Annotated in this window: 23 protein-coding genes and 1 tRNA gene; 6 read left to right on the top strand and 18 right to left on the bottom strand. The window is 72.6% G+C overall.

What is annotated here, in order from left to right:
- Positions 1-41 precede the first annotated feature (41 nt).
- Positions 42-755, top strand: a complete 714-nt coding sequence (locus ACVWW9_RS07070) for a LysR substrate-binding domain-containing protein (protein ID WP_456514944.1) — start codon at positions 42-44, stop codon at positions 753-755.
- A gap of 65 nt (positions 756-820) precedes the next feature.
- Positions 821-1,366 carry a hypothetical protein gene (locus tag ACVWW9_RS07065; protein ID WP_456514943.1) on the top strand — a complete coding sequence of 182 codons (546 nt, stop codon included), beginning with the start codon at positions 821-823 and terminating at the stop codon, positions 1,364-1,366.
- A 96-nt stretch (positions 1,367-1,462) separates the two neighbouring features.
- Here the strand turns inward: ACVWW9_RS07065 and ACVWW9_RS07060 are convergent.
- The 3 genes from ACVWW9_RS07060 to ACVWW9_RS07050 form a co-directional block, all read right to left on the bottom strand.
- Positions 1,463-1,553, bottom strand: a tRNA-Ser gene (locus ACVWW9_RS07060).
- 11 nt (positions 1,554-1,564) lie between these two features.
- The gene (locus ACVWW9_RS07055; protein WP_354256625.1) at positions 1,565-2,104 is read right to left on the bottom strand and encodes a GNAT family N-acetyltransferase; all 540 of its coding nucleotides are present in this window, start codon (positions 2,102-2,104) and stop codon (positions 1,565-1,567) included.
- A complete protein-coding gene (locus ACVWW9_RS07050) occupies positions 2,101-2,469 on the bottom strand; it encodes a VOC family protein (RefSeq protein ID WP_456514942.1) in 369 nt (122 codons plus the stop codon). Before ACVWW9_RS07050 ends, ACVWW9_RS07055 begins: the two co-directional genes overlap by 4 nt.
- A 143-nt stretch (positions 2,470-2,612) precedes the next feature.
- Between ACVWW9_RS07050 and radA the strand changes: the two genes are divergently transcribed.
- Complete coding sequence (gene radA / locus ACVWW9_RS07045; protein WP_123696996.1) at positions 2,613-3,971, top strand: DNA repair protein RadA; 1,359 nt, start codon at positions 2,613-2,615, stop codon at positions 3,969-3,971.
- 87 nt (positions 3,972-4,058) lie between these two features.
- On the opposite strand, the gene ACVWW9_RS07040 is transcribed toward radA, so the two are convergent.
- The 4 genes from ACVWW9_RS07040 to ACVWW9_RS07025 form a co-directional block, all read right to left on the bottom strand.
- Positions 4,059-4,721, bottom strand: a complete 663-nt coding sequence (locus ACVWW9_RS07040) for a hypothetical protein (protein WP_456514941.1) — start codon at positions 4,719-4,721, stop codon at positions 4,059-4,061.
- A 25-nt stretch (positions 4,722-4,746) separates the two neighbouring features.
- Positions 4,747-5,235 carry an amino-acid N-acetyltransferase gene (locus ACVWW9_RS07035; protein WP_354261512.1) on the bottom strand — a complete coding sequence of 163 codons (489 nt, stop codon included), beginning with the start codon at positions 5,233-5,235 and terminating at the stop codon, positions 4,747-4,749.
- A 176-nt stretch (positions 5,236-5,411) separates the two neighbouring features.
- On the bottom strand, positions 5,412-8,354 hold the full coding sequence (locus ACVWW9_RS07030; protein WP_456514940.1) for a cell wall-binding repeat-containing protein: 2,943 nt from the start codon (positions 8,352-8,354) through the stop codon (positions 5,412-5,414).
- 180 nt (positions 8,355-8,534) lie between these two features.
- Positions 8,535-11,015, bottom strand: a complete 2,481-nt coding sequence (locus ACVWW9_RS07025) for an ATP-dependent Clp protease ATP-binding subunit (RefSeq protein ID WP_123696992.1) — start codon at positions 11,013-11,015, stop codon at positions 8,535-8,537.
- On the opposite strand from ACVWW9_RS07025, the gene ACVWW9_RS07020 reads away from it, so the two are divergent.
- Both ACVWW9_RS07020 and ACVWW9_RS07015 read left to right on the top strand, forming a co-directional pair.
- On the top strand, positions 10,899-11,222 hold the full coding sequence (locus ACVWW9_RS07020; RefSeq protein WP_456514939.1) for a helix-turn-helix domain-containing protein: 324 nt from the start codon (positions 10,899-10,901) through the stop codon (positions 11,220-11,222). The two genes, ACVWW9_RS07025 and ACVWW9_RS07020, sit on opposite strands and share 117 nt — an antisense overlap.
- Positions 11,223-11,249: 27 nt before the next feature.
- Complete coding sequence (locus ACVWW9_RS07015) at positions 11,250-12,677, top strand: CPBP family glutamic-type intramembrane protease (RefSeq protein ID WP_456514938.1); 1,428 nt, start codon at positions 11,250-11,252, stop codon at positions 12,675-12,677.
- A gap of 91 nt (positions 12,678-12,768) precedes the next feature.
- Here the strand turns inward: ACVWW9_RS07015 and ACVWW9_RS07010 are convergent, their stop codons facing one another.
- The 6 genes from ACVWW9_RS07010 to ACVWW9_RS06985 all read right to left on the bottom strand — a co-directional run bounded on the left by ACVWW9_RS07010 (position 12,769) and on the right by ACVWW9_RS06985 (position 19,259).
- Positions 12,769-13,047: a hypothetical protein gene (locus ACVWW9_RS07010; protein ID WP_456514937.1), complete on the bottom strand. Its 279-nt coding sequence runs from the start codon at positions 13,045-13,047 to the stop codon at positions 12,769-12,771.
- A 100-nt stretch (positions 13,048-13,147) separates the two neighbouring features.
- Complete coding sequence (locus ACVWW9_RS07005; protein ID WP_456514936.1) at positions 13,148-14,899, bottom strand: lysine--tRNA ligase; 1,752 nt, start codon at positions 14,897-14,899, stop codon at positions 13,148-13,150.
- Positions 14,900-14,960: 61 nt separating this feature from the next.
- Positions 14,961-15,824 (bottom strand): pantoate--beta-alanine ligase, encoded by an 864-nt coding sequence (gene panC, locus ACVWW9_RS07000; protein WP_456514935.1) that lies wholly within the window; start codon positions 15,822-15,824, stop codon positions 14,961-14,963.
- 95 nt (positions 15,825-15,919) lie between these two features.
- Complete coding sequence (locus ACVWW9_RS06995; RefSeq protein WP_245989791.1) at positions 15,920-16,615, bottom strand: DUF2520 domain-containing protein; 696 nt, start codon at positions 16,613-16,615, stop codon at positions 15,920-15,922.
- Complete coding sequence (locus ACVWW9_RS06990; RefSeq protein ID WP_456514934.1) at positions 16,612-18,768, bottom strand: PH domain-containing protein; 2,157 nt, start codon at positions 18,766-18,768, stop codon at positions 16,612-16,614. The genes ACVWW9_RS06995 and ACVWW9_RS06990 overlap by 4 nt, the downstream gene beginning before the upstream one ends.
- On the bottom strand, positions 18,765-19,259 hold the full coding sequence (locus ACVWW9_RS06985) for a PH domain-containing protein (protein ID WP_456514933.1): 495 nt from the start codon (positions 19,257-19,259) through the stop codon (positions 18,765-18,767). The genes ACVWW9_RS06990 and ACVWW9_RS06985 overlap by 4 nt, the downstream gene beginning before the upstream one ends.
- Before the next feature lie 152 nt (positions 19,260-19,411).
- Here ACVWW9_RS06985 and ACVWW9_RS06980 point away from each other — a divergent pair, with 152 nt between their 5' ends.
- Complete coding sequence (locus ACVWW9_RS06980) at positions 19,412-20,356, top strand: LCP family protein (RefSeq protein WP_354256661.1); 945 nt, start codon at positions 19,412-19,414, stop codon at positions 20,354-20,356.
- A 9-nt stretch (positions 20,357-20,365) separates the two neighbouring features.
- Here the strand turns inward: ACVWW9_RS06980 and ACVWW9_RS06975 are convergent, their stop codons facing one another.
- Genes ACVWW9_RS06975 through ftsH form a run of 5 tightly spaced genes read right to left on the bottom strand, consistent with a single transcriptional unit; the run spans position 20,366 to position 25,080 of the window.
- Positions 20,366-20,839 (bottom strand): DUF3180 family protein, encoded by a 474-nt coding sequence (locus ACVWW9_RS06975; protein ID WP_456514932.1) that lies wholly within the window; start codon positions 20,837-20,839, stop codon positions 20,366-20,368.
- Positions 20,836-21,336: a 2-amino-4-hydroxy-6-hydroxymethyldihydropteridine diphosphokinase gene (folK, locus tag ACVWW9_RS06970; RefSeq protein WP_456514931.1), complete on the bottom strand. Its 501-nt coding sequence runs from the start codon at positions 21,334-21,336 to the stop codon at positions 20,836-20,838. The genes ACVWW9_RS06975 and folK overlap by 4 nt, the downstream gene beginning before the upstream one ends.
- Entirely contained in the window at positions 21,333-22,556 is a 1,224-nt protein-coding gene (folP, locus tag ACVWW9_RS06965) for a dihydropteroate synthase (RefSeq protein ID WP_456514930.1), read from the bottom strand. The genes folK and folP overlap by 4 nt, the downstream gene beginning before the upstream one ends.
- A 2-nt stretch (positions 22,557-22,558) precedes the next feature.
- On the bottom strand, positions 22,559-23,125 hold the full coding sequence (gene folE, locus ACVWW9_RS06960; protein WP_456514929.1) for a GTP cyclohydrolase I FolE: 567 nt from the start codon (positions 23,123-23,125) through the stop codon (positions 22,559-22,561).
- Positions 23,125-25,080, bottom strand: a complete 1,956-nt coding sequence (gene ftsH / locus ACVWW9_RS06955; RefSeq protein ID WP_123696980.1) for an ATP-dependent zinc metalloprotease FtsH — start codon at positions 25,078-25,080, stop codon at positions 23,125-23,127. Before ftsH ends, folE begins: the two co-directional genes overlap by 1 nt.
- Positions 25,081-25,114: the final 34 nt, after the last annotated feature.

Here is a 25,114-nt window from a genome sequence, read left to right as displayed (position 1 = left end):
CTCGGCGCTCAGGCCGATCGAGCGCACGGCAGACTGAGGGCATGGAACGGTTCCGACTGGGCGGTGTGCCCGGCGTCACGCCCGCGAAGTGGATGCGGGTGTGGGCCGAGCGCATGCCCGACGTGCCGATCGAGCTCGTCGCGGTCGACGACGCGGATGCGGCGGGTGCGCTCCAGGACGGGCGGGTCGACGCGGTGCTCGCGCGGCTGCCGCTCGACGAGGACGCGCTCGACGACCTGCACGTCGTCGGGCTCTACGAGGAGCTCCCGGTCGTGGTCGCCGCGAAGGGCCACCCGATCGTCGCGTTCGACACCGTGGCCGTCGCCGACCTCGAGGGCGAGACGATGCTCGAGGCGGACGGCATGACGTCCGCCCAGCTGCTCGAGGTCGTCGCGACGGGTGCGGGCATCGCGATCGTGCCGATGTCGGTCGCCCGCGCGCTCGGCGGCGAGGAGACGCGGCACCGCGTGGTCACGGATGTGCCCTCCACGACGATCGCGCTGGCCTGGCTGCGCACCGCCGACTCGCCGCTGCACCAGGAGCTTATCGGCATCGCACGCGGCCGCAAGCCCGGCTCGTCCCGCGGCGCCGAGCGCGAGCAGGGCGAGCGGGAGCACAGCGTCCAGCCGGGCCAGTCGGCGACGGGCGCGAAGCCGCGCGCCTCGAAGCCGAAGCAGCCGCCGCGCCCGAACCGCCCGCGCCGTCCCGGCGGCCCCGGCAGGTCGGGCCGCCCCGGTCCCGGGCGCCGCCGCTAGGCGTCCGCTCCCACGCACTCGCGAATGCTGTTGCGTGAGGCTCCCTCACCTGCGACGGTCTCCCCATGACGCCCACGGAGAGCACGGAGAGCATGGAGAGCACGGCGAGCACGGCGCAGCGGGAAGCACGGCGACGACGCGGGAGCACCGCCCTCCTGGTGCTCGGAGCCTGCATCAGCCTGGTGGGGCTCGTCGTGCTGCCGATGACGGGGCCCGTCACCGATGCGGGGCCGTTCGGCGACGCGCGCCTGTGGGCGCTGAGCCTCCTCATCTCGGGCGTCGTCTTCGTCGCCGTCGGTCTCGTCGTGCGCGTCACTCCCGCGCCCGCTCCCCTCACGCAGCCCCGTCGCTCCTGGTTGTGGGCCAGCGGCTTGATGCTCCTCTGGCTGGTGGGGCAGCTGCTGATCGATCGCGATCGCGACTGGATGTTCTACGCCTGGGGCGGCGGCCTGGCCGCGCTCTACCTCGGCATCTACCTGCACGAGCGGTCCTTCGTCCGACGACGGCGAGCAGACGAGGCAGCGCGGTCGGAGTCGGGATCGGGTGCCGCGCCGAGCGGGTCGATGGACGGTCCGGCGAGCGACTCCCAGTCGACCCCGCCTGCCGCGTAGGCCGGGCGGCGCGTCGAGTCCTGGCTTCCCGGGGACGCTCCGCGCCCGGACATGCGAGAGGCCCCGCTCCCTTGCGGGATGCGGGGCCTTCGCCTCTGGCGGTGACGGTGGGATTTGAACCCACGGTGGAGGGTTACTCCACACGACTTTTCGAGAGTCGCACCTTCGGCCGCTCGGACACGTCACCAAGGGACGATCCTACACGAGGCTCGGGGCCGAGCCCAATCGCTCCGAGAACAGTCGCACGCGCCGCTCCTCGTGCATGCCCTCCTCGACCTTCCGGCCGCCGTCTGCGTGCCAGCCGTGCTGCTCGTAGAAGGCCGCGGCACGGGCGTTGCCGGCCAGCACCCACAGGTAGGCGCCCTCGTGGCCGTCGGCGATGAGCCTGCGCTCGACCTCCATGAGCAGCGCGTGCCCGACGCCGCGCGACCACCGCTCGGCGATCGCGTAGATCGCGTAGAGCTCGCCGGTCGCGGGCGGGTCGGGATCGCGGGCGCGGCCCGCGAACGCCCAGCCGACCACCTCGCTGTCGGCGACCGCGACGAGGTCGTGGGCGGCGGCATCCGCGTGGTGCTCGTCCCACCGCTCGATGCGCAGGATCGTCTCGCGCTCGACGCTCAGCCGGTCGAGCACCTCCTGCGGCACGAGGCCGCGATAGGCGGCGCGCCAGGTCTCGATGCGCACGCGGGCGATGCCGGCCGAGTCGGCGACCGTCGCCTCGCGCACGTGGGCGCTCATGCCGCATCCCCCGGTGAGGCGTCGACGACGCAGAAGCGGTTGCCCTCGGGGTCCTCCATGATGAGGTAGTCGGCGTCCGGCGGGCGCTTGGGCCAGTGCACGCGCTGCGCCCCGAGCGACTCGAGGCGCTCGACCTCGGCGGCCTGGTCGTCGGCGTACAGGTCGAGGTGGATGCGCGGCGGCAGCACCCGCTCGGAGGGGTTCGCATCGAGCGACACGTTGGGCCCGGTGTCCGCGCGCGGCCGCAGCAGCACGAAGTCGTCGTCGATCGGCAGGCGCGGCTCGTAGTCGAGCGCGGCTGTCCAGAACAGCAGCTGACGCTCGAGGTCGCTGCACCGGATCACGATCGAGCCGACGGTGAGCATGGGGTCACGGTAGCCGGTCGTCGGCCATTTGCGCCGCAATCCGAGCCATCTTCGTCTCCGCGCGCCCGCGTGGACCGGCGCGTCGCCCCGCGCCCGGGGAGCGTCGCCGGGCGGGGTGGGCGGTCGCCGATAGCCTCGCAGACATGGTCAAGGCACCCGCGTACCGCTGCTCCGAGTGCGGCTGGACGACCCTGAAGTGGGTCGGTCGCTGCGGCGAGTGCCAGCAGTGGGGCACGGTCGGCGAGGCCGGCGTGCAGGCGAGGCGCGTGGCGCCCGCCGCGGTGCCTGACGCGCGCGCCGCGCGCCCCATCACCGAGCTGCGCACGGCCGAGGCGCCGCGCTGGCCCAGCGGGATCGCCGAGTTCGACCGGGTGCTCGGCGGCGGCCTCGTGCCCGGCGCGGTCGTGCTGTGCTCGGGCGAGCCGGGCGTCGGCAAGTCGACCCTGCTGCTCGCGGTCGCCGCGAAGGCCGCGCACTCGGGTCGTCGCGTGCTCTACGTCTCGGGCGAGGAGTCGCTCGCGCAGGTGCGGCTGCGCGCCGAGCGCACCGGCGCGCTCGAGCCGCAGCTGTACCTCGCGAGCGAGACCGACCTCGCCACGATCCTCGGGCAGATCCGCGACACCGACCCGGAGCTCGTGATCATCGACTCGGTGCAGACGGTCGCGAACGCCGAGAACGAGGCGCTCGCGGGCGGGCCGAGCCAGGTGCGCGATGTGGCTGCCGCGCTCACGCGAGCGGCGAAGGACGCGGACGTGCCGCTGCTGCTCGTCGGCCACGTCACGAAGGACGGCTCGGTCGCCGGCCCGCGCGTGCTCGAGCACCTCGTCGACGTGGTCGCGCACTTCGACGGCGACCGGCAGACGGCGCTGCGCTTCGTGCGCGCGTCGAAGAACCGCTTCGGCCCCACGGATGAGGTCGGCTGCTTCGAGATGACGGGCGACGGGATCGTCGAGGTGCCCGACCCCTCCGGCCTCTTCCTGTCGCGCTCGGCGACGCCCCTCGCCGGCACGTGCGTCACGATCGCGCTCGAAGGTCGGCGGGCCCTTCCGGTCGAGGTGCAGGCGCTCGTCGTGCCGGCCTCGACCGCGCAGCCGCGGCGGGTCGTCAACGGCGTCGACGCGTCGCGCGTCGCGATGGTGCTCGCGGTGCTCGAGCGGCACGCGCTGCTCAGCCTCGGCAGCCACGACGTCTACGTCTCGACGGTCGGCGGCATCAAGCTCACCGAGCCCGGCGCCGACCTGGCCATCGCGCTGTCGATCGCGAGCGCGCACCGCAACGTCGCGCTGCCGCGCGCGCTCGCCGCCGTGGGCGAGATCTCGCTCGCGGGCGAGATCCGCGCCGCGTCAGCGACGAAGCGGCGCGAGGGCGAGGCACGACGGCTCGGCTACTCGCGCTTCGTCGACGACGGCGTGGCGCTCGTGCGCATCGCGGTCGCCGAGACGATCGCCGCCGGCCGCAAGCAGGCGGAGCCGAGCCATCTGGTGGCCGTCCCCGAATTCTGAGCCCCGGCGCCCGATCCCCGCATCTCAACCGGCTCTGCGGTCAGCCGACGCAGTAGTTGCTTCCGCCGACCACAGACCCGGTTGGGATCACTGCAGCACGAACTGCGCGCTCTGCTGGCTCGCGTAGTCGCCCACGCGCACCGCGAGCGTGTACGTGGCGCCGTCGGCGTCGACCTGTGGCCGCTCCGCGGTGCACGTCTCGATCGACGAGGCGGTGCGGTCCCACTCGATCGGCACGGTCGACTGGGCCACGCCCGGCTCGAGCTGCACGACGTTGTCCTGCACGTCTGCTGCGCAGTCCGACCAGCGGTAGACGACCTGGTCCCCCGCGCGGATCTCGTACTCCTGCACGCTCGTGCCGGCGTTGAGCGAGCAGGCGCCCTCGCCGGTGTTCTCGATCGTGAACGACAGCTGCACCCGCTCGTCGGCCGCGTAGGTGTCCTTGTCGACCGAGGGGGTGATGGCGATCTGCTCCGCCGCGCACGGCTCGGTCGGCTCGCCGGTCTCGTCGCTGCCGCCGACGGGCGTGAAGGGCCCGGTCGGCGTGGGCGTGGGCGTCTCGCTCGGTGCGGGGCTCTCGACGGGAGCCGCGGCGCTGCCGCTCGGCGCGGGCGCGTCAGCCTCCGGCGCCTGCCACGGGCGCCACACGAGCAGCACGACGGCGACGACGGCGAGGATCGCGAGCAGGGCCAGCAGCGTGCGTCGCCGACGCACGGCGGCGCGGCGCTTCGCAGTGGGTGCCTTGCTCATCGATCCAGGGTAGGCGAGCGGCGGCTCAGAGCCGCTTGAGCATGCGCGTGTTGCCGAGCGTGTTCGGCTTCACGTGCGCGAGGTCGAGGAACTCGGCCATGCCGCCGTCGGGCGAGCGGACGAGCTCGGCGAACACGTCGGGGCTCACGACCTGCTCGGCGACCTCGACGTAGCCGTGGCGGCCGAAGAACGCGGTCTCGAACGTCAGGCAGAAGAGCCGCGAGAGCCCGAGGTCGATGGCACGCTGCTCGAGCGCCTCGAGCATCGCGTGCCCGACGCCGCGGCCGAGCGCTCCCTCGGCGACCGCGATCGTGCGCACCTCGCCGATGTCCTCCCACAGCACGTGCAGCGCACCGCATCCGACGATCTGCCCGTCGCGCTCGGCGACGACGAACTCCTGGACGGCCTCGAACAGCGTGACGAGCTCCTTGCCGAGCAGGATGCGCCGCTCGACGTAGGGCTCGATGAGGTCGCGCATCGCCCGCACGTCGCCGGTTCGGGCACGACGGACCACGAGCGCCGAGGGGTCGGGTGCGGATGCGCCGGCTGCGGGCGCCTCGGAGGGGACTGCGTCGGTGGTCACGGTCATCGAGCCTACGCGCGCGGGCGCCGAGCGCGCGGCCATGAGCCTGCCGACGCCGAAGGGGCGGAGCCGCAGCCCCGCCCCTCCGAGTCGATCAGATCAGCCGATCAGCCGCAGACGGTCAGCGACGCGACCGCCGGGTGCAGCGTCGGCTCGCCGCCGATGAGCGACACGCTCGACACCTGCAGGCGCTCGAGCTCGTCATGCACCCGCTCCGGCACGCACGTGGCGCGCGTGATGAGCAGCGGCACGTCGGTCGCGCCGGCCACCGCGGCGCCCGCGAGGGCGTCGGGGTAGTTCTCGCCGGACGCGAGGTACGCCATCTCGACCGGAGCGTCGAACGCCGAGGCCGTGATGATGGCCGACGTCGCGAAGCGGTCGATGCCGCCGAGGCGGCTCACGGTGAAGCCCGAGTCGACGAGCTCGCCGGCGATGGCCGACGGGATGGTGACGATCGAGCCCGTCACGCGCACGCGGTCCACGCCCAGCGCGTCGAGCGAGCCGAGCGTCGCGGCGGGGATCCGCTCGTCCGGGTCGACGAGCAGCAGCGGCTGGTCGAGGTGACCGGCAGCCGCGCCGGCCGACAGGGCGTCGGGGAAGCTGCGACCGGTCGCCACGTAGGCACCCGTCGCCGACTCGAAGGCGTAGTCCGCGACCAGCTGCGCGGTCTCGTAGCGGTCGTCGCCCGCGAGGCGCTGGACCGTCGTGACCGATGCGAGCGCGTCGATCTGGGCCTGCGTCGCCGTGCTGATCGTCGGCTCGCCGCCCACGATCACGACGCGGCCGGCGCCGAGTCGCTCGATCTCGTCGAGCACGATCTGCGGAGCCTCGCCCTTCCGGACGAGGAGCAGCGGGCCGCCCTCGTGCGCTGCGGCGGGGCCGGCGGCGAGCGCGTCGGGCCAGTTCTCGCCGCTCGCGACGTAGACGACGTCAGCGCCGTCGGCGTACGTGCTCGCCGAGAGCTCGACGGCGGTCGCGAAGCGGTCGTCGCCCGCGACGCGGTCGGACTCGAACGCGATCGAGATCGCGAGCGGCACCGCGGTGCCCGAGTCGGTGCGCAGCTCGAAGCGGTCGTCGCCGCGCAGCAGCGGCACGTCGAACGTGACGGTCGCCGAGTCGTCGGTGACGGGGTACGAGCCGAGCAGCTCCTCGCCGTAGTAGAGGTCGAGCTCGACGCTCTCGGGGGTGCCGAGCGAGGTGAGGTCGATCTCGTTCACGGTCAGCGACACCTCGGAGCCCACGGCGACCGGGGCGGTCGGCATGCCGACGACCTCGAGCTGGCGGCGCGAGTAGTCGGGCGAGATCGGGGACTGCGCCTCGAGGTACGCCTCGAAGGCCTCGGAGTCGACGAGACCCGAGTCGCGGTCGTCCGTGCCGGCGATGAAGCCGCGGAAGTTGTCGCCGCCCGACAGCAGGAAGCTGGGCACGGCCACGCGGAACGTGTCGGCCGCCGAGACCCACTGCTCGTCGACCCAGATGCCCGTGATGCGGGAGCCCTCGGGGAGCGTCGAGTCGTAGGTGTACTCGAGGTTGTCGCTGAAGCCGAGCTGCAGGTAGGCGCGCGAGGGCACGGTGCCGTCGGCGGCCCGCTGCCACTGCTGCTCGAGCACGACCTTCAGCTGCTCGCCCGTGAGTGTCGTCGTCCAGAGGTTGTTCGCGAACGGCAGCACCGCGGCGGCCTCGCCGACGGTCACGATGCCGTCCTCGGACTCGCCCTCGGCGGCCTCGAAGTAGAACTCGTCGCGGAGGCCACCCGGGTTCGTGATGCCGATCTCGGCGCCGCCGCGGTTGTCTGCGGAGAGCTGGTCGCGCAGCATGTTGCCGACGAGCGTGCCCATCGTGGATGCGCTGGCGCGGTCGTCGCGGGCCTCGCCGACGAAGGCGGTGGTGATGTCGCCGGTGATCTCGCCGAGCGGCTCGCGACCGATGACCGCCGCCTGCTCGAGCGCCGCGGTCGTGATCGTGTCGACGGCTGCGACGCGCGGGTACGCGGCGATCAGCTCGGACGCCGGCGCCGTCGTGCGCGCGACGTTCTGCACCGTCGGGAAGGTCGCTGCGCCGGTGGCGGGGTCGATGACGACGACCACCTGGCTCACGTTCTCGGCGTACTGGCCGCTCTGCACGACCGGGCGCACGTCCTGCTGGCTGCCCTCGGGGGCGGGCGCGAGCCAGGAGTACGGCTTGTGCGTGTGGCCGTTGAAGATCACGTCGACGGCGGGGGCGGTCTCCTCGACGATCGAGCGGAACGCGGCGGACGAGTCCATCGACGCCTCGAGCGCGGCGGCCTGGACGTCCTGCGGCGCGTTGAGCGCGAGCGTCGCCTGCGAGCCCTCGTGGTACTCGGCGATGAGCAGCTCGGCCTCGCCGTTGGCTGCGTCGCCGTCGGAGAGCCGCGCGGCGATCGCGTTGACCGCGTCGACCGGGTCGGTGAAGACGACGCCCTGGATGCCGGACGGGTCGACGAGCGTCGGGGTCTCGAGCGTGACGGCGCCGATGACGCCGACGGTGACGCCGTTGACCTCGAAGAGCTCGTAGCCCTGGTCGATCGGGGTGCCGTCGCGCGTGACGTTCGCGGCGAGGTAGGGGAAGTCGGCGGTGTCGCGGACGCGGCCCTGGAGGTCGTCGATGCCGCGGTCGAACTCGTGGTTGCCGGCGGCCGCCGCGTCGACCTCGAGCGCGTTCAGCACCTCCAGCGTGGGGGTGTCCTGCTGCGACGCGGACGCGTAGAGCGAGGCGCCGATGTTGTCGCCGCCGGAGAGCAGGAGCGAGGCATCGTCGCCGTGCGTGGCGCGCAGCTGCTCGATCGTGCCGGCGAAGCCCACCGTGCCGCCGCGCGGCGTCGGGTCGGCGGAGGTGCCGGCCGGTGCCTGCAGGCGACCGTGGAAGTCGTTGAAGTGGAGGATGTTCACGAGGCCAGGGGTGGCGGCCGCGGCGCCGACGTCGGCGGTGCCGGCGCCGGTGGCGACCGCCGCCTGCGGGGCGACGAGCAGCCCCATGGCGACGGCGCAGGCGGCGCCAGCCGCCAGGTTGCGCTTCATGTGCTTGATCACGGGTGTTTCTCCGATGCGAAGGGATCCAGACGGCGAGCAGGACACGCCACTGGTGAGCCTATGAAGTCGGAGGCCGAATCGCGAGGACCAATCGTTGCAGCGAGGTGAACAGCCGGTGACGATGCCGGAGACGCAGCAGAGGGGACCCCGCGGGGTCCCCTCTGCTGCGTCGCTCGTCGATCAGGCGTCGGCGGGCGCGAGCTCCGGCTGGTGCGGCTCGGGGCTCGTGTGCGTGAACACGAACTCGTTGTCGGCGAAGTCGACCGTCACGTGCTCGCCCGATCCGAGCTCGCCGTGCAGGATCTTCTCGCTCAGCACGTCCTCGATCTCGTGCTGCACCGCGCGACGCAGCGGCCGTGCGCCGAGCGCCGGGTCGTGACCGACCTGGATGAGCCGCTTCTTGGCGGGCTCGGTGAGCTCGATCGTCATGTCCCGGTCCAGCAGGCGCTCCTGGAGCCGCTTGATGAACAGGTCGACGATCTGCAGCAGCTCGTCGTTGCTGAGCTGCGGGAAGACGATCGTCTCGTCGACGCGGTTGAGGAACTCCGGCTTGAAGTTGCGCTTGAGCTCCTCGCGGACCTTCGCGCGCATCTGCTCGTAGTCGCCGTGCGTCGAGCCCTCGAGCACGAAGCCGACGGGGCCGCCCGAGATGTCCTTCGTGCCGAGGTTCGTCGTCATGATGATGACGGTGTTCTTGAAGTCGACGACGCGGCCCTGGCCGTCGGTGAGACGACCCTCCTCGAGGATCTGCAGCAGCGAGTTGAAGATGTCGTTGTGCGCCTTCTCGATCTCGTCGAAGAGCACCACGGAGAACGGCTTGCGGCGCACCTTCTCGGTGAGCTGGCCGCCCTCCTCGAACCCGACGAACCCGGGAGGGGCGCCGAAGAGCCGCGAGACGGTGTGCTTCTCGCTGTACTCCGACATGTCGAGCGAGATCAGCGCATCCTGGTCGTCGAAGAGGAACTCCGCGAGCGCCTTCGCGAGCTCCGTCTTGCCGACGCCCGTGGGGCCGGCGAAGATGAACGAGCCCGAGGGGCGGCGGGGGTCCTTGAGGCCCGCGCGCTGCCGGCGGATGGTCTTGGCGAGCACGCTGATCGCCTCGTCCTGGCCGATCACGCGCTGGTGCAGCGCCTTCTCCATGAAGATGAGCCGAGCCGACTCCTCCTCGGTGAGCTTGAACACGGGGATGCCGGTCGCGTTGGCGAGCACCTCGGCGATCACGCCCTCGTCGAGCACGCCGGTCGGACCGCCGTTGCCGTTGCGCCACTGCTTCTCGGTGCGGAGGCGCTCGCCGAGCAGCTCCTTCTCCTCGTCGCGCAGTCGAGCTGCGGCCTCGAAGTCCTGGCCGTCGATGGCGGCCTCCTTGCGGGTGCGCACGCCGGCGATCCGCTCGTCGAACTCGCGGAGCTCGGGCGGTGCCGAGAGGATCGAGAGGCGCAGGCGGGCGCCGCCCTCGTCGATCAGGTCGATCGCCTTGTCGGGCAGGAAGCGGTCCTGCACGTAGCGGTCCGCCAGGTTGGCGGCCGCGACGAGCGCGCCGTCGGTGATCGTCACCTTGTGGTGCGACTCGTAGCGGTCGCGCAGGCCCTTGAGGATGTTGATCGTGTGTGCGACCGACGGCTCCTGCACCTGGATGGGCTGGAAGCGCCGCTCGAGCGCGGCATCCTTCTCGAAGTGCTTGCGGTACTCGTCGAGCGTCGTGGCGCCGATGGTCTGCAGCTCGCCGCGGGCGAGCAGCGGCTTCAGGATGTTGGCGGCGTCGATCGCGCCCTCGGCAGCACCTGCGCCGACGAGCGTGTGGATCTCGTCGATGAAGGTGATGATGTCGCCACGGGTGCGGATCTCCTTCGTCACCTTCTTGAGGCGCTCCTCGAAGTCGCCGCGGTAGCGGCTGCCCGCGATGAGCGAGCCGAGGTCGAGCGTGTAGACCTGCTTGTCCTTGAGCGTCTCGGGCACCTCGCCCTTGACGATCGCCTGCGCGAGGCCCTCGACGACGGCGGTCTTGCCGACGCCGGGCTCACCGATCAGCACCGGGTTGTTCTTCGAGCGGCGCGAGAGGATCTGCATGACCCGCTCGATCTCCTTCTCGCGACCGATGACCGGGTCGAGCTTGCCGTCGCGCGCGGCCTGCGTGAGGTTGCGCCCGAACTGGTCGAGGATCTGCGAGCCCTTGGCGTCGGTCTGCTGCGTCTGCTCGCCGCCGACGGCCGTCGTCTCCTTGCCCTGGTAGCCGGCGAGGAGCTGGTTGACCGTCTGGCGCACGCGGTTGAGGTCGGCGCCGAGCTTGACGAGCACCTGTGCGGCGACGCCCTCACCCTCGCGGATGAGGCCGAGCAGCACGTGCTCGGTGCCGATGTAGTTGTGGCCCAGCTGCAGCGCCTCGCGCAGGCTGAGCTCGAGCACCTTCTTGGCGCGCGGCGTGAACGGGATGTGTCCCGTCGTCTGCTGGCTGCCGGTGCCGATCATGTCCTGGACCTGGGCGCGCACGGCATCGAGCGAGATGCCGAGCTGCTCGAGGGCCTTCGCGGCGACGCCGTCACCCTCGTGGATGAGCCCGAGCAGGATGTGCTCCGTGCCGATGTAGTTGTGGTTGAGCAGCTTCGCCTCTTCTTGGGCGAGCACCACGACGCGGCGAGCGCGGTCGGTGAATCTCTCGAACATCGCTGGCTCCCTTCCTTGACTGCGAGCGTAGTCGCGGGGGTTCTCGCGAGGGGCCGTGTTCGCTGTCGGCGCGACACGGGAGGACGCTTGAGAGCGGTCGCCGCGATCCGGTTCTCGACGCTCATCGCGCTGTGCGACGCGCTCGACTGCCAGCCCGGCGACCTCTTCGCAGTCGACACCCATCGAACGCAGAAGCGGCCTCGGTAGCCTCGAGGTTCAGACGCGAGGAGCATGGTGACCGATCAGCCCGCCCAGCCCTGGAGCCAGCCGCAGCACGACCAGGGCATGCAGCAGCAGGTGCAGCCGCCGTACGGGCAGCAGCCGCACTACGGGCAGCAGCCCCAGTACGGACAGCCTCAGTACGGGGAACCGCAGTACGGGCAGCCGCAGTACGGCCAGCCCGCCTACGGGCAGCAGCCCTACGGACAGCCGCCCTACGCCCAGGGCGCTCCGCATCCGTCGTACGCGCCCGCGCCCTACGGCCAGCCCGGCTTCGCGCCGCAGCCCGCGCCGCCGAAGAAGCCGGCGCTGCTGCCGGCCGCGCTGCCCGTCGACGGCCAGCCCTACGCGATGGCGTTCCAGCCGCTCGAGCGACGCGTGGGCCGCTGGTTCCTCGCCTGGGCGATCGCCATCGGCTTCTTCTTCGGCGGCCAGGTGGTCTCGGTCGCGCTGCTCATGCCCGGCATGGTCGACTTCTTCAGCACCCTCGACCCGGCCACCGCGAGCGACCCGGACATCGCCGCCGACCTGCTCGGCGAGATCCTCGGCACGCCGCTCGGCATGGCGGGCGTCAACATGGCGTGGGCCGCGATGATCCCGGGCGCGATCGTGGCGATGGCGGCGTTCGGCAAGGGCGCCGCGGGCTACGCATCGAGCGTCGTTGGCCGCTGGCGCTGGGGCACCGTCGGCCGCGCCGCGATCGTGATCCTGCCGATCTTCGCCGTCTACATCGGCATCTCGTTGTGGCTCGACCCGTCGGTCGAGTGGCAGTGGAATCCCAACTGGGGGCTCGTGGCGATCGTGCTGCTGACGACGCCGCTGCAGGCGACGGGCGAGGAGTTCACGTTCCGCGGCCTGCTGCCGCAGATGATGGCCGGCTGGCGCGTGCACCGCTACGTGCCTGCGCTCGTGATGCTGCTGCCGGTGGCCGCCGTCATGGTGCTGCAGCCCGCCACCTGGTACCTGTCGCTGCTCGCGCTCGTCGCGGCCGCGGTCGGGCCGTGGGTGCTGCGCGGACGCTTCGGCAACGCGATCTGGACCGGCCTCGCGACCGGGCTGCTCTTCGGCGCGATGCACGCGCATCCGTCGATCTCGGCGACGCTGCAGCTCTCGCTCGTCGGCTTCACCTGCTCGATGCTGACCTACCGCACGGGCGGGCTCGAGGCCGCGTCGGTGCTGCACACCGCGAACAACGTCTTCATCATGGTGCCGCTCGCCCTCACCGGCACGTCGGCGTTCGCCTCGTCGCAGCCCGTGGCCGGCGAGGACTGGATGTCGTTCGGCATCACCGCGCTCGCGCTCGGCCTCGCCTACGTGGCCGTGCACTTCTTCCTCGCGAGGTCGCAGCGCTCGACGGTCGGCGCTCCGGGTGCCGAGCTGCTCGAGCCCCAGCCGGAGGCAACGCGCGTGCAGCCGACGCCCGAGCCGGTCGGGGCGCGCTGAGCGGAGGGCACTGAGCGGAGGGCCCTGAGCGGTGCGCTGCCTGGAGCGCCGATCGGAGCACTGAGCAGCGCACCGATGAGCGCGCGCTGCGCTAGGCGGGGGTGCGGTCCTGTCCGGGCGCTGCCTCGGGCGGCCGCTCGGCCGCCGTGGCAATCGTCGCGGCAGGCTGGCCGGCGACGGGCGCGGCGGCAGCGGTCGCGCGCGGCGGCAGGCCAGCCTTCGCGCGCTCCTCGGCCTCGATCTGGTCGTACTTGAGGCGGGCGGTGCGATCGCCGCGGATGATCATTCGCATGACCATCCAGAAGATGAGCCCGAGCACGATCGTCGGGATGAGCGAGAAGATCGCGTTCCCCCACCAGCTCTCAGGCATGCATCCAGGGTACCGCGCCCGCCCGGCCACGACGCCGAGCTTCCCCGAACCGCGGGTTCCTCGCGCCGAACCCCGCGGTTGAGGGAAGTTCGCGAGGGGGTCAGGCGGTGAGCAGCGCGCGGACGCGCTCGGAGCCGATCGCCAGCAGCAGGGTCGGGATGCGCGGGCCGGTGTCGCGCCCGACGAGCAGGCGGTAGAGCAGCGCGAAGAACGCGCGCTGCGCGGCGGAGAGCGCCTTGTCGCCCTTCACGATCGCGTCGGGCTCGAGCCCGCGCTGCACCTTCGCGACGCCGTAGGTCTGGTGGGTGAGGCCGTCGAGCGTCCAGCTGTCCTCGATGGCGGGCAGCCCCTGACCGCCGTCGAGCAGCAGGCCCAGCGCCTCGCGCTCGACCTCGGTGAGCGCGTCGAGCGCCTCGCGGTCGGGCGACTCCCGCACGGTCGTGTGCTCGTCGGCGGGCATGTGCGTCGCGACCCACGCCTCCACCCGGTCGAGCCGGGGCCGCAGCGGGTCCAGGTCGACGATCGGGTCGGTCTCGTCGAGCCCGCGCAGGATGCGCAGGATCTGCGCCTCGTCGCCGAACGTGATGTCGACGACGGATGCGAGGGTGCGGTACGCGACGCGGCGCGGCGTCTCGGGCAGGCGCTCGTGCGCCGTCGCGGTCGCGCGCTCGAGCGCCGCGAGCTCGGCAGGCTGGGCCGTGCCAGCGGCCGCCTTGCGCAGCAGCGCATCCCACTCGTCGTAGGTGCGCTGCAGGTCGGAGCCGAACGCGACGTCGAACGACTGGTTCATGCGGCGCCGAGCGTAGAGCCAGCGCAGCACCGGCGCCTCCATGACGGCGAGCGCATCCGCCGGCACCGGGGCGCCGCCGCGCGACGACGACATCTTCGCGACGCCGCCGAAGCCGACGAACGCGTACATCGGGCCGAGCGGCCGCTCCCAGCCGAACACCGGCGCGAGCTCGAGGCCGACCTGGAACGACGACCCTGGCGACTGGTGGTCGACGCCCGAGGGCTCGAAGACGACGCGCTCGTAGGCCCAGCGCATCGGCCAGTCGACCTTCCAGACGAGCTTGCCGGAGCGGAACTCGCGCAGCAGCACCGTCTCGCGGTGCCCGCACTGGCACGCGTACGTCATCTCGGTCGAGTCGTCATCGTACGCCTCGATCGTCGTGAGGTCGGTGCCGCAGACTGTGCAGTAGGGCTTGTACGGGTAGTACTCGGCGCCCGCCGAGCCGTCGTCCTCGGCCGCGGCACCGGAGCCGGCGTCGAGCGCGGCCTGCAGCGCCTCGTCCTCGTCCTTCGCGGCGGGCAGCGTGCGGTACTGGTCGAGGATCGCGTCGATCTCGCGGCGGTGGCGCATCGCGTGCAGGATCTGCTCGGTGTAGGCGCCCGCGGCGTACTGCTCGGTCTGGCTGATGCCTCGGTAGCGCACGCCGGCCTCGGCGAACGACGCCTCGGCCTGCGCGCGGAAGTGGGCGGCCCAGGAGTCCGCCGTGCTGCCGGGAGGGGCGGGCACGCTCGTGAGCGGCTTGCCGATGTGCTCCGCCCACGACGCGTCGACGCCCTCGATGCCTGCCGGCACCTTGCGGAAGCGGTCGTAGTCGTCCCAGGAGATGAGGTGCTCGGCGTCGACGCCGCGGCGCAGCAGCTCGTCGGCGACGAGGTGCGGGCTCATCACCTCGCGGAAGTTGCCGAGGTGGATCGGTCCCGACGGCGAGATGCCGGATGCCGCGACCGGCCGGGTGCCGCGGCGCTCGGCCTCGGCGATGACCTCGTCGGCGAGGCGGGAGACCCAGTCGGCGCGCTCGTGCTCGGTGGCGGGCTCGGGCGATGGCTGCTGGGACTCGGTCACGACCATCGATCCTACCGAGCCGGGGCGGCGGCGCCGCGGTCAGCCGATCGTTCCCGCGCGGTCAGCCGATCGTGAACGTGGCGTTGTCGATCAGCCGGACCGTGCCGACGCGGGCGGCGACGAGCACCTGCACGGGGCCGCGGTGGTGCTCGGATGCCCCGGTGAAGGTGCGCGGGTCGACCACGGCGAGGTAGTCGAGTCGCACGCCGGAATCGTCCTGCATGACGCCCTGCGCGGCGGCGAGCATCGCCTCGACGCCGCGGTCGGATGCCGCGCCCGCCGCCTCGAGCGCGCGCGAGAGCGCGAGCGCATCCGCCCGCTCCCCCGACTGCAGGAACCGGTTGCGGCTCGAGAGCGCGAGGCCGTCGGACTCGCGCACCGTCGGCACACCGAGCACCTCGACCGGCACGTTCAGGTCGCGCACCATGCGCCGCACGAGGAAGAGCTGCTGGGCGTCCTTCTCGCCGAAGACGGCGACGTCGGGCTGCACGATGGCGAGCAGCTTCGCGACCACGGTGAGCATGCCGTCGAAGTGACCGGGCCGGCTGCGGCCCTCGAGCACCGTGCCGAGGTGGCCGGCGGTGACGACGGTGGACGAGCGGCCGCCGTCCGGGTACATCTCCTCGACGGTCGGCATGAAGACCGCGGTGACGCCGAGCTCCGCGAGCCGATCGGTGTCGGCCTCCGGGGTGCGGGGGTAGCGGGCGAGGTCCTCGTGCGGCCCGAACTGCATCGGGTTGACGAACACCGACGCGATCACGAGGTCGGCGTGCTCGCGGGCCTCGCGCATGAGCTCCACGTGCCCGTCGTGGAGCGCGCCCATCGTCGGCACGAGCGCGATGCGCCTGCCCTCGGCGCGGGCGGCGCGGACGAGCGCGCGAGCGGCGTCGATGGTCGTCAGGGTCTGGATGGCGTCGGGCACCACGCAAGCCTAGGCGCGCCCATCCCCCGTCCATCCCAACGTCGCCGGTGGTCGCGCATCGGCCATGCGGCCGTCAGCGACCACCGGCGACGTCGAGATCAGGGCTGGAGGGGCGGGTCGGGGTAGCGGGCGAGCGCCGACTCGACGGCCGAGCGGACGACGCCGCCGAGCACCCGCGCGGGCCGCTCGACGCCGATCTCGTGCAGCTGCCGCATCGCCTGCGCGACCAGGCCGTCGGCGAAGCCGGCCGCGACGCCGACGGCCTCGGCGTAGGCGGGCCGGTCGGCCTCGTCGACGACGATCGGCTCGGCGCCCATCTCGACCGCGAGCGCCTGCCCGATCGGCAGCACGGGGCCGGGCGCGGTCACGGCGACGGTGGCGTCGAGCAGGCGAGAGAGGTCGAGCGACGTGCCGGTGAAGGTCATCGCCGGGTGCAGCGCGATCGGGATGGCGCCGCGGGCGACCGCGGGCTGCAGCACCGCGACCCCGTGCTCGGCCGCCGTGTGGACCACGAGCTGGCCAGGCTGCCACGCGCCGGTCGCCGCGAGCCCCGCGACGAGGCCCGGCAGCTCGGCGGTCGGCACGGCGAGCAGCACGAGCTCGGCCCGCTCGACGATCGTCGGCGCGTCGAGCAGCTCGACGCCCGGCAGCACGGCCTCGGCGCGCTCGATCGCGTCCTCGCCGGTGGCGTCGATGCCGACGATCGCGTGGCCCGCGCCCGCGAGGGCCGCGCCGAGCACGGGGCCGACGCGGCCGGCGCCGATGATGCCGACGCCGAGCCTGCCGGGCTTCACGACTCGTCCCGCGGCCGCTGCCAGCGCGGGTCCGGGTGCTGCTGCGGGGACTGGGGCGGCTGGGTCGGGGGCTGCGGCACCGAGGTCGGCGGCGCCGCCTGCGACTGCGGCTGCTGCTGCGGCGGCCACGGCTGCTGCTGCGGTTGCGGCGGCTGCGGCTGCTGCGACGACTGCGGCTGCGCGGGCCACGGCTGCGGCGGCGCCGCGTGCTGGCCCGGCGGGCGCTGCTGCGTCCACTGCTGGCCGGGCCCGGCGGGCGGCCCCGCGGGCGCCCACTGCTGCGGCGCGCGCGGCGGGCTCTGCTGCGCGTGCTGCGGGTGCTGCCATGCGGGCTGCTGCTGCGGGGGCTGCTGCTGCCACTGCTGCGACGGCGACTGCCACGGCTGCTGCTGCACCTGCTGCCACGGCGCCGCGACCGGCGGGCTCGGCGGCGACATCAGGCCGTCCTGCACCGCGGGCGCCGTCTCGAGCACGGCGTTGCGCGAGAGCGACGCGGCCCACGACTCCGACGCATCCCGGTCGATCGCGACCTTCACGGTGCGCATCGCGTGGTCGAAGAGGATGCGCGCGTCGCCCTGGTCGATCGCGCCGATGCCGGGCGAGAGCACGGTGTCGGGCACGTGGAACTGCACGCGGCCCAGCCGCGCGAGGCCGTAGATCGGCCCCTGCTGCAGCGCGACCGACTGCACGCGGGCCTGCGGCACGAGCTGCAGCGAGCGCCAGATGCGACCGGTCCGCAGCAGGAACGCCGCGTCGTGCACGTGGAAGCCGTTGCGGCGCACCGAGAACCAGCGGAACGCCCGAGCCCGCGGCGGGCTCACGACGAACGCGTCGGGCGCCTGCCCGAAGAGCCCCGCGTCGACGAGCGGCGAGTGCGCGAGCTCTGGCAGCACGAGCCCGACGACCGTGCGCACGTCGCGCAGGTCGCCGACCGGCAGCAGGTAGCTCGCCATCTGGCTGCTCTGCCCGCCCTGGCCCGAGCCGTCGGGCTTCGACTTGCCGGCGCGCGTGAACGTCACCTGCCACCACCCGAACGGCCGCCACAGCAGCGGCTGCTTCACCTGCAGCGCGAAGATGCGCCCGGGCGGCAGGATCTCGGTCGTCGTCGACGCGAGGCCGTAGGCGAGCCGGATGCCGTCGGGCGTCGCCGCGATCGAGTAGCGCAGCTTCGAGCCGAGCGAGCGCATGCCGGCGGCGAAGAAGGCGATCGCGCCGGGCAGCAGCGCGAACACGGCCCAGAACTGCTGGAAGCCGATGATGAGGACGAGCGTGCCGATCGCGTAGGCGACCGCCCACACGATCCAGCCGTCGAGCAGCGACGAGGCGACGATGCGGCCCAGCGGGATGCGCACGAGCGAGTGGGGCGCGAGGTGCGCGATCTCGGCGTCGGGCCGCAGGAACTCGTTGACGACGCCGCCCGCGGTGCCGGCGCGCTCGGTCGCCATGCGCTGGGCGTCGGCGGCGGACCGCCCGGAGGCGCGGTCCATGACCTCGTAGCGCAGCGCATCCGCGACCGAGGAGCTCAGGTAGTTGAGGTCGACGTTGGCGTCGTTGCCCGCCTGCTGCACCTCGAACTTGCACGCGCCGAGCAGCCGCGCGAACCAGGGCTTCTGGATGTTGATCGCCTGGATGCGCGCGAGCGGCGCTCGGCGGTGCCGCTTGACGAGGATGCCCTGCTGGACCTCGACCGCGTCGCCGGTGATGCGGAAGCGGTGCACGCGCCAGCTCAGCCAGAAGACGAGGATGCCGAGCAGCGCGAGCCCGACGGTGCCGAGCGCGACCCACAGCAGCTGGTCGATGATGAAGTCGCCGAACGGGTCCTGCTCGAACTCGTTCCACTCCTCGGGCACGACGATGCCGATGAGGCGATCGCGGAACGTCGAGACGATGATGCCGAGGACGATGATGAGGGCGAGGCCGCCGCGCAGCAGCGGCGTCGCCGGGTGCAGCCGGTGCCACTCGCCGTCGACGAGCTCAATCGCCTTCGCGCGCGCGTCGCCCGCGGCGGGCTGCTGCTGCTGCGGAGCCCCCTGCTGCTGGGGAGCGCCCTGGGACTGCGGCCAAGGCTGCTGCTGCGGCCACTGCTGCGTCGGCTGCTGCTGCGCCGGCCACCGCTCCCCCGGTGCCTGCGGTGGGCGGGGCGCGTCGGTCACAGACCGGCCCGTCGGGACTCGGAGACGGCCACGAGGTGGTCGCGCAGCTCCTCCGCCGTCGAGCCCGGCATGCCCGGGATCGTGATGGCGCTCGACGCGGCCGCCGTGACGAACTTGAGCGACTTGAGGCCGAACATCCGCTCGATCGGGCCCTGCGTGATGTCGACGATCTGCATGCGGCCGTAGGGGACGGCGACGAAGCGGCGGAACAGCATGCCCCGGCGCACGAGCAGGTCGTCGTCGCGCTGCAGGTAGCCGATCGTGCGGGTGCGGAGGAACGACCAGACGACGCCGACGATCGCGAGGATCGCCGCGCCGATGAGCGGCAGCCACGCCCACAGCGGCATGTCGCCGTCGTGCAGGAGCCAGAGCGGGACGGTGACGCCGACGCCGACGATGACCCAGCCGATCACGGAGCCGATCGACTCGACCACCGCGTAGCGCATGCTGATGCGCTGCCAGGCGCCGGTGACGTCGAGGCGTTCTGCCACGGGGTTCCTCCACTGCTCTCCGGCGATCGCCGGCGGCCCTCGGCGGCCGGCCTCCAGGCTAGCCCGAGGGCGCTGAACGGGCCGTCTGCGATACTGCCCTCGTGACTTCGGAGACCCAGCCGCGACGACGGCATGCAGGCCGATGGATCGCCGTGTCGATCGTCGGCGTCATCGTTCTGGCGCTGCTCGCGGCCATCGGGTGGTACTTCCTGCGCATCAACCCCTCGGTGCAGCAGGTCGAGACGATCGAGACCGCGTTCCCCGAGGAGTCGCTGCGCCCGACCCAGCAGGCGACCGAGTCCGGCTCCCCCATCAACGTCCTGCTGCTCGGCAGCGATGCGCGCGCCTCGGACGGCTCACTGCTGACGAGCCTCGGCGACCGCGCCGACACGATCATGGTCGCCCACATCCCGCCGGACCGCGAGACGGTGCAGATCATGTCGATCATGCGCGACTCGTGGGTCGAGATCCCGGGCCACGGCACCCAGAAGGTCAACGCCGCGCTCTCGCTCGGCGGTGTGCCGCTCATGGTGCAGACCGTCGAGGGCATCATCGACCAGCGCATCGACCACGTCGCGGTCATCGACTTCGAGGGCTTCAAGGGCCTGACGGAGGCGCTCGGCGGCGTGACGCTGCAGAACGACATCGCCTTCAGCGACCGCGGCTACGACTTCCCCGCGGGCGAGATCACCGTCTCCGGCGACGAGGCGCTCGCCTACGTGCGCGCCCGGTACCCCTTCTCCGACGGCGACTACCAGCGCTCGCACAACCAGCGCGCGCTGCTGCGCGGCGCGATCGAGCAGATGATGACGCGCGAGAACCTCACGAACCCTGAGCGGATGGCGAACCTGCTCGCCACCGTCACGCCGCACCTCGCGACGTCCGACACCTTCTCGCTGCCCGTCGCGCTCGGCCTCGGGCCGCAGCTCGCGCAGCTCGACTCGACGCGCATCCAGAGCTTCACGATGCCGACGCTCGGCACCGGCATGGAGGGCGACCAGTCGGTCGTCTACGTCAACTGGGAGGGCGTCGAGGAGATCCGCGAGGCCTTCGACCAGGACTCGATGTCGACGTTCGAGCCCGCCGCGGAGCGTTAGCCGCTTCCCCTACGCCGGCTCCGGCGCGGAGCCCGTGACGGCGGCGTCATCCTCGTCGTCGGGCGGCAGCACGCACCAGTGCTCGGCGAGCAGGCCGGCGCCGAGCTCGATCGCAGCACCGACGGCGATCACGGTCACCGCGAGCACCGCGTCGCCCGCGACCACCGCGCGGGTCGCGAAGAAGGCGAGCGCACCGAGCGCGGCGCCGGTGAGCAGCGCGCCCACGACGGCGTTGGCCTTCGCGAAGCCCAGCACGCTCGTCGCGTGCCGGTAGTCGACGCGCCGCCTGCCGCGCGCGGCCTGGCGCACCGGCCAGGCGAGCAGCAGCAGCACGCCCCCGAGCAGGGCGAGCGCGATGCCGAGCGTCACGGTCGGCACGACCGCCGGCCGGCCGCTCATGACGAGCATCGCCTCGACCATCCACGCGAGGGCAGCCGCGACGACCGCGGCGAGGATGAGCGCGGTCGCGGAGGTGCGCCTCACGCGAGCCGCCAGACGTCGCCGTCGGCGTACTCGGCGAGCTCGGCGATCGGGCCGTGGGCGGGCAGCGCCGCGGCCGGCTCGACCTCGAGCCACGGCTGCAGCACGAACTGCCGCTCGTGCGCGCGCGGGTGCGGCAGCGTCAGCTCGTCGGTGTCGAGCTCGAGCGCGCCGATCGCGACGATGTCGATGTCGATCGTGCGGCTGCCGTAGCGCTCCTCGCGCACGCGGCCGAGCGCATCCTCGACCGCCCGGATCGCGTCGAGCAGCTCGAGCGGCTCGAGCGCCGTGCCGACGATCACGACGATGTTGGCGTAGTCGGGTGAGAGCCCCTCGCCGTCGGGGTGCCACGACGGCGACTCCCACGTGCTCGAGCGGTCGAGCACCCGGATGCCGTCGATCGCGTCGAGCGCGCGCACGGCGCGGTCGATGGTGGCCACGCGGTCGCCGAGGTTGGCCCCGAGCGACAGCACGGCCCGCCGCTCGAGCGAGAGCCTCAACGGATGCCCCCGCCGCGCCGCAGCCGCGTCCGCTGCACGGTCACCGCGACGTCGCCGAACGGCACGGCGATGGGCGCGCTCGGCTTGTGCACGGTCACGACCGCGTGCCCGACGCGGCGGTCCTCGAGGCAGACGTGCGCGATGCGGTCGGCGAGCGTCTCGATGAGGTCGACCGGGTCGCGCTCGATCGCCGCCACGATCCGCTCGGCGAGCTCGCCGTAGTGCACGGTGCGCGCGACGTCGTCGGTCGCGACGGCCTCGCGCACGTCGAGGCCGAGCGACACGTCGACGACGAACTCCTGCCCGTCCCTGCGCTCCTCGGGCAGCACGCCGTGGTGCCCGGTCGCTCGGATGCCGCGGAGGTCGATCGTGCCGTGCAGCCGCTCGACGTCGTCGAGCACGACGTCCCAGTCGGGGCCGTCGGCGCGTCGCACGGCATCGAGCGACCGCACGGCGGAGACCGTCGACGCGACGTCGTGGACGCGCACGGAGCCGGCGCCGCGCTGGGCGGCGAGCATCGAGGTCGCGGCGGTCGCCGCATCGCGCTCCGAGGCGGGCGCGCCCTCGGGCACGAGGTCGCCGAGGAACCGCTTGCGGCTCGTGCCGACGAGCAGGGGCAGCCCCAGCTCGACGAGGTGGTGCAGCCCGGCGAGCAGTCGCCAGTTGTCGGCCGCCCCCTTCGAGAAGCCGAAGCCCGGGTCGAGGATGATGCGCTCGCGCGCGATGCCCGCGTCGACCGCGGCGTCGATCCGCCGCTCGAGGTGCTCGACGACCTCGCGCACGACGTCGTCGTAGTGCGTGTCCTGCGTCACGTCGATGCCGCGGGAGTGCATGAGCACGATGCGCGCGCCGCCCTCCGCGACCGTGCGCAGCATGTCGGGGTCGTGCTCGCCGGCCGTCACGTCGTTGATGATCTCGGCGCCTGCGGCCATCGCGGCGCGCGCGGTCGCCGCGTGGATCGTGTCGACCGAGACGCGGATGCCCTCCCGCACGAGCTCCGTCACGACCGGCAGGATGCGGCGCTGCTCCTCGTCGGGATCGATGGGCGAGGCGCCAGGACGGGTCGACTCGCCGCCGATGTCGATGACGCCGGCACCCTGCGCCCGCATGCGCCGCGCGTGGGCGATCGCCGCACCCGCGTCGATGTAGCGGCCGCCGTCGCTGAACGAGTCGGGGGTGACGTTGAGGATGCCCCAGACCTCGGTGCGCTGCGTCGCCACCGCTACCGCCGCTCCCCGATGAGCGCCATGATCTCGGCGCGCTCGATCGGCTCGGCGAGGGTGCCGCGGCTCGCGATCGTCACGGTCGACGACTTGGCCTGCCGCGCGCCGCGCGCGGCCACGCATCCGTGCGCGGCCTCGACGACGACGAGCACGCCGCGCGGCTCGAGGCCCGCGACGAGCGCATCGGCGATCTCGTCGGTGAGCCGCTCCTGGATCTGCGGTCGCGACGCGATCGTCTCGACGACGCGCGGGATGCGGCCGAGGCCGACGATGCGGTCGCTCGGCAGGTACGCCACGTGGGCGACGCCCGTGAACGGCAGCAGGTGGTGCTCGCACATCGAGCGGAACTCGATGTCGCGCAGCAGCACGAGCTCGCCCGACTCCCCCGCGAGGTCGGCGGAGTCGAGGTGCGCGGAGGCGTCGACGCCGACGCCCGCGAAGTAGTCCGCGTAGGCCTCGGCGACCCGCCGCGGCGTCTCTGCGAGCCCCGGCCGCGAAGGGTCGTCGCCGATCGCCGCGAGCAGCTCGCGGACCGCCGCGGCGATGCGCTCCCCGTCGACCGCCATCAGACCTCGGCGACGGTCTCGGTGTCGGGCTCGACGGCCTCGTCGACGTGCTGCGAGACGGGCAGCTCGATCGGCGGGCGGTCGCTCACCGGTCGATCGGGGTGCGAGAGCCACTGCGGGCGCTCGGGCAGCTTCTCGACGTCCGCGAAGATCTCTGCGAGCCGCAGGTGGTCGAGCGTCTCGCGCTCGAGCAGCTCGCCCGCGAGGCGGTCGAGCACGTCGCGGTTGCGGTTGAGCACCTGCCAGGCCTCGTCGTGCGCCTGCTCGATGATCGCCCGCACCTCGCGGTCGACCGCCTCCGAGAGCGTCGGCGAGTAGTCGCGGCTGCCGCCCATGTCGCGGCCGAAGAACTGCTCGCCCTGCGCGGATCCGAGCTTGACCGCGCCCACCGCTGCCGTCATGCCGTACTCGGTGACCATCTTGCGGGCGATGCCGGTCGCCTTCTCGATGTCGTTGCTCGCGCCCGTCGTGGGGTCGTGGAACACGATCTCCTCGGCCACACGGCCGCCCATCGCGTACGTGAGCTGGTCGAGCAGCTCGTTGCGGGTGACGGAGTAGCGGTCGTTGACGGGGAGCACCATCGTGTAGCCGAGGGCGCGCCCGCGCGGCAGGATCGTGACCTTCGTGACGGGGTCGGAGTGCCGCATGGCCGCCGCCGCGAGCGCGTGGCCGCCCTCGTGGTAGGCGGTGATGAGCCGCTCCTTGTCGTTCATCACGCGCGTGCGGCGCTGCGGGCCCGCCATCACGCGGTCGACGGCCTCGTCGAGCGACTCGTCGGTGATCTGCGTCGCGTTGTTGCGGGCGGTCAGCAGCGCGGCCTCGTTCAGCACGTTGGCGAGGTCGGCGCCGGTGAAGCCCGGCGTCTTGCGGGCGAGCACGCTCAGGTCGACGCCGGGCGCGATGGGCTTGCCCTTCGCGTGGACCGTCAGGATCGTCTCGCGACCCTTCATGTCGGGGGCGTCGACGCCGATCTGCCGGTCGAAGCGGCCAGGGCGCAGCAGCGCTGGGTCGAGGATGTCCGGGCGGTTCGTGGCGGCGATGAGGATGACGTTCGTCTTCACGTCGAAGCCGTCCATCTCGACGAGCAGCTGGTTGAGCGTCTGCTCGCGCTCGTCGTGACCGCCGCCCAGGCCCGCACCGCGGTGCCGGCCGACGGCGTCGATCTCGTCGACGAAGATGATCGCGGGCGCGTTCTGCTTGGCCTGCTCGAACAGGTCGCGCACGCGGCTCGCGCCGACGCCGACGAACATCTCGACGAAGTCGGAGCCCGAGATCGAGTAGAAGGGCACGCCCGCCTCGCCTGCGACCGCGCGGGCGAGCAGCGTCTTGCCGGTGCCCGGGGCGCCGTAGAGCAGCACGCCCTTCGGGATGCGCGCGCCGACCGCCTGGAACTTCGTCGGGTCCTGCAGGAACTCCTTGATCTCGCCGAGCTCCTCGACCGCCTCGTCGGCGCCCGCGACATCCGCGAACTTGACCTGCGGCATGTCCTTCGTGATCAGCTTCGCCTTCGACTTGCCGAACTGCATGACGCCCTTGTTGCCGCCGGAGAGGCGCGTCATGAAGAAGTAGAAGAGCGCGCCGAGCAGCAGCACCGGCAGCAGGATGCCGAGCAGCGACAGCAGCCAGTTGCCCTGCGGCACCTCGTCGATGTAGCCCTCGGCGGGGTCGGCGGCCGCGATGGCCTCGACGACCGCGGGTCCGCGGGGCGCGACGTAGTAGAACTGCACCTGCGCGCCGAGCTCGGCGTCGGGCTCGGTGAGGATGAGGTCCACGCGCTGCTCGCCGTCGACGATGCGCGCCTGCTGCACGCGGCCGTCCTGGATCATCTGCATGCCGACATCCGTCTGCACCGGACGGAACTGCGGCGTCATGAAGAAGCTGAACGCGACTCCGACGATGAGGAGTGCGAGGACGATCCACGGGATCGGCCCACGCAGGAACTTCTTGAAGCTCATGACGTCCTTCTGGGTCGGGAGGGCACCAGGCTAT

The organism is Agrococcus sp. UYP33 (assembly GCF_054060915.1).
This window is presented reverse-complemented; position numbering and strand designations above follow the sequence as displayed.

What these genes read in the sequence shown, in the direction of transcription:
- ftsH (WP_123696980.1), bottom strand. Translation starts at nt 25,080, where the DNA reads ATGAGCTTCAAGAAGTTCCTGCGTGGGCCGATCCCGTGGATCGTCCTC.
- folE (WP_456514929.1), bottom strand. Translation starts at nt 23,125, where the DNA reads ATGGCGGTCGACGGGGAGCGCATCGCCGCGGCGGTCCGCGAGCTGCTC.
- radA (WP_123696996.1), top strand. Translation starts at nt 2,613, where the DNA reads ATGGTCAAGGCACCCGCGTACCGCTGCTCCGAGTGCGGCTGGACGACC.
- ACVWW9_RS07065 (WP_456514943.1), top strand. Translation starts at nt 821, where the DNA reads ATGACGCCCACGGAGAGCACGGAGAGCATGGAGAGCACGGCGAGCACG.
- ACVWW9_RS07025 (WP_123696992.1), bottom strand. Translation starts at nt 11,015, where the DNA reads ATGTTCGAGAGATTCACCGACCGCGCTCGCCGCGTCGTGGTGCTCGCC.
- ACVWW9_RS07010 (WP_456514937.1), bottom strand. Translation starts at nt 13,047, where the DNA reads ATGCCTGAGAGCTGGTGGGGGAACGCGATCTTCTCGCTCATCCCGACG.
- ACVWW9_RS07055 (WP_354256625.1), bottom strand. Translation starts at nt 2,104, where the DNA reads ATGAGCGCCCACGTGCGCGAGGCGACGGTCGCCGACTCGGCCGGCATC.
- ACVWW9_RS07050 (WP_456514942.1), bottom strand. Translation starts at nt 2,469, where the DNA reads ATGCTCACCGTCGGCTCGATCGTGATCCGGTGCAGCGACCTCGAGCGT.
- ACVWW9_RS07040 (WP_456514941.1), bottom strand. Translation starts at nt 4,721, where the DNA reads ATGAGCAAGGCACCCACTGCGAAGCGCCGCGCCGCCGTGCGTCGGCGA.
- ACVWW9_RS07070 (WP_456514944.1), top strand. Translation starts at nt 42, where the DNA reads ATGGAACGGTTCCGACTGGGCGGTGTGCCCGGCGTCACGCCCGCGAAG.